Below are 2,979 nucleotides of genomic sequence, written 5' to 3'. Positions count from 1 at the left end.
CGCCACCTCGCCGAAAAGCAACAGATCGAGGAGTCGGATAGCCGTGTTCTGTTCGAGAATGCCCAGCCTGTTCCAGACATGTTCCGGCAATTGCTTACCGACACGCTCGATCACGTCGCGAAGTTCACGGAGCCGCTGCGCGCGACGCTGAAGTTGCAGTGCGAGATCGGTCGGCTACTGCCCTGGTATCGGGCCAATGACGTCGTGCCGTTCACGGAGGCGTATGTGCGGCTGATGGGCAACCCGTTCTGGCTGGACATCGAGCGCGAGCCGTTCATCGAACGTTATCGGAAAAGGTTCGATCCTGATGTGCTGATCGACCTGCAGCGATATCAGGCAGAAAGACCCGGGAATGGTCCGATCGCGCTGGATATGGCGGTATATCAGTTCGGAAAACGCCTGCTCGACAGGATGCGTGACGGGCAAATCGCATTGCGCTTCCGACGTGCTGATGGCAAGGTCATCGGAGTCCGTGAGCGCATGGGCTGGCATCACACCTACCTTCGCATCGACGAGCTCGAGGAACATATCCGCTCCACGACACCGACGAAGGTCTCAGATACAACGCCGCTGCCACTTGCAGTCGGGGTCTTGCAACCATGGGAATTCCTGTTCGTTCAGCCGAAGCGCTCGCTTGCTGAAGAACGGAACGACGGGCTCTGCGACGTTACGCGTTTCATGGCAGTGAGCCGCCCGGATCCACGCTTTATTGGCATCGGGCTTGGCTACGACAAGGCAGTGCCGTCGTTGTTCGAGAAGTATGGAGAGACCGCCGAAGACAGGGCTTTGAAAATAGAGCCACACATGCTGCGTCACTTGCAAAATACCGAACTGTTCCGCCTGGGCGTGGCCGATACGATCATCTCGAAGCGCTTCAACCGGCGCAGTGTCGCACAGAGCTACGAGTACGACCATCGCAGTCTTGCAGAAGACCTCGACCAGATCGAAATCCCGCAGGACATCGAGGTCATGCTCGGCGAGAAGGCCAGCACGGTAGCCCGGCTCATCAAGGGTGGTAAGGCCAACGGCCCGATCGTTGATGCGTTCCGGCGCATTCAGGCAATAGAGGGCGACGCTGCCGCGTACGAGTACCTGCGCGCCGAAGCGGACGGCTTCCATGCCACGCCGTACGGGCACTGCCTGAATTCGTTCACGGTTGACCCCTGCCCCAAACACCTCGAATGCTTCGCGGATTGCCGCCACCTCTCGGCGACCGATCTGCCGGAGAACCGGCAGAACCTGATCCAGCTCGAGGGCAAGTTCAAGCTCGCGCTGGAAACGATCAAGGCCAGGCCATCGACCAGCACTGGATGGAGGAACCAGCTCGACCACGCGGAGACGCGGCTAGCCGGCGTCCAGAAGCTTCTTGCAACACCATCGGGCAAACGTCCCTTCCCTGACGGCGTTGACCTGTCACTGCCGCGGCAACGTGGAGTACTTGATGACTGAACCGAACGGGTCCGGCAACGACGCAATGCGCGCGATTCTCGAAGCGTTGCTCGCCGATGATGAAGACATTACAGCTCGCGCTGTCGCGCGCTTGCACCCGTCCATCAACGCAGCATCGTCAATTACGCGCAGCGAACCGCGGAGCACGTTGCTCGCTGAATATCAGCAGCGGCAGGCCGCATACCGCCGCTGGCGCGGCCGCGTTGGCAAACGGTCTGGCGCCGACACCGCAGCGTCGCTCACCGACAAGGACATCCGGATTGCAGAACTCGAAGCCACCGTTCAACTGCTGACGGATTCCCACCTTGCAATGTTGCGCGCGGTTGGCGAACTGGGCGGCTTCAGCAAATGGGCCAGATTCTATGCACAGTATCGCGACGCACGCGACAGACTTGCGAAGCTTGGCGCGATACCTGAGGCGGCAGTATCTTCAATGCCGGCAGACAGCCCGAAGCACCGGGAAGATACAAGGCGGCGATGACTGTCTGCGTGGCGTGATAGTGTTTGCATGATCGCCACAGCCACGAAATGGCCGCGGTTCGGCGGCGGAAGCCGCCTCTCTCCCGAAAGGAGCACGAAATGTCTTACCCACCCTGCTTCCAGACATTGCACGATGAGCCCGGCCCCGTCGGATACCTCGGGCGAGGTACGCATTATTCTGTTTTACGCGTACCGACGTGGCACGACGAACTGATGAACCAGATTCAGTACGGCAGGTTCCTCGACTTCGCAATTATCTGGGACGAAGATCACGACGACCGGGTGCTCGATGCGATCCTGATCATGTACCTCACTGGCCTGCTTGCACCGGTGCGATTCATCGGCGAACGCAAAGGCGTGCTCTCAGTGCTGCTTGCACCCGCAACCGTCAAGACTTGGGACGATGACACGTTCCAGCGATATTGCGAGGACGTCGCCGACGTATGCGCCCATCTTGATGATCCGTGGACAGCAGAAATCAACAACATGGATAGCACACAGCATTCGATCATCCAGGCGCCTGCTGAAAACGTCGCGACCTATCTGAAGAACATCGACATGCTGTGGCAGCTCGGAACGCGGTCTACCCTTCCTGCCTAGGCAGCACGGATTCGCAACAGCATCCGATCATGCGATGCCACGACCAGGCCGCCGCTGTTGCGCAGTCGCACGCCCAACCGCGCAACAGACGGTGCACTTCGGTGATGCAACAGCCCTTCAGCGAATAGCGGCGCCTGTGGATAACTTCCCCGCTATAAATAAAGGAAAGAGTTGAAGAACAAACCTTCGCAACACGATGCCCGAGGTGCCAAGAATCAACATTTTTAGTGTCAGGGCTTTTTAGAAATGTCCGGTTTGGGGGTGCGGCGGATAAGTTGGACTACCCGGAGGTAGTTCATGTATTCGTACGAAGACCGCATTCGAGCGGTCAAACTCTATATCCGACTCGGTAAGCGTCTCACAATGACCGTTCGTCAATTGGGTTATCCGACAACGAAAGCTCTTGAGCGTTGGTATCGGATATACGAGCAATCCCAGGATTTGCCGGCG

Annotated in this window: 2 protein-coding genes and 1 pseudogene; all 3 read left to right on the top strand. The window is 58.5% G+C overall.

What is annotated here, in order from left to right:
- Window positions 1–1,449: pseudogene (locus FVF58_RS50755) on the top strand (hypothetical protein); the annotation flags it as partial.
- A complete protein-coding gene (locus FVF58_RS50750; protein ID WP_149676952.1) occupies window positions 1,442–1,930 on the top strand; it encodes a hypothetical protein in 489 nt (162 codons plus the stop codon). The pseudogene FVF58_RS50755 and the gene FVF58_RS50750, both read left to right, overlap by 8 nt.
- 98 nt (window positions 1,931–2,028) lie before the next feature.
- The gene (locus FVF58_RS50745; RefSeq protein WP_149676951.1) at window positions 2,029–2,529 is read left to right on the top strand and encodes a hypothetical protein; all 501 of its coding nucleotides are present in this window, start codon (window positions 2,029–2,031) and stop codon (window positions 2,527–2,529) included.
- The last annotated feature ends 450 nt before the right edge of the window (window positions 2,530–2,979 follow it).

Source organism: Paraburkholderia panacisoli, assembly GCF_008369935.1.
Classification (GTDB): domain Bacteria; phylum Pseudomonadota; class Gammaproteobacteria; order Burkholderiales; family Burkholderiaceae; genus Paraburkholderia; species Paraburkholderia panacisoli.
The sequence above is the reverse complement of the archived record's forward strand: the minus strand, read 5'-3'. Positions and strand labels throughout refer to the sequence as shown.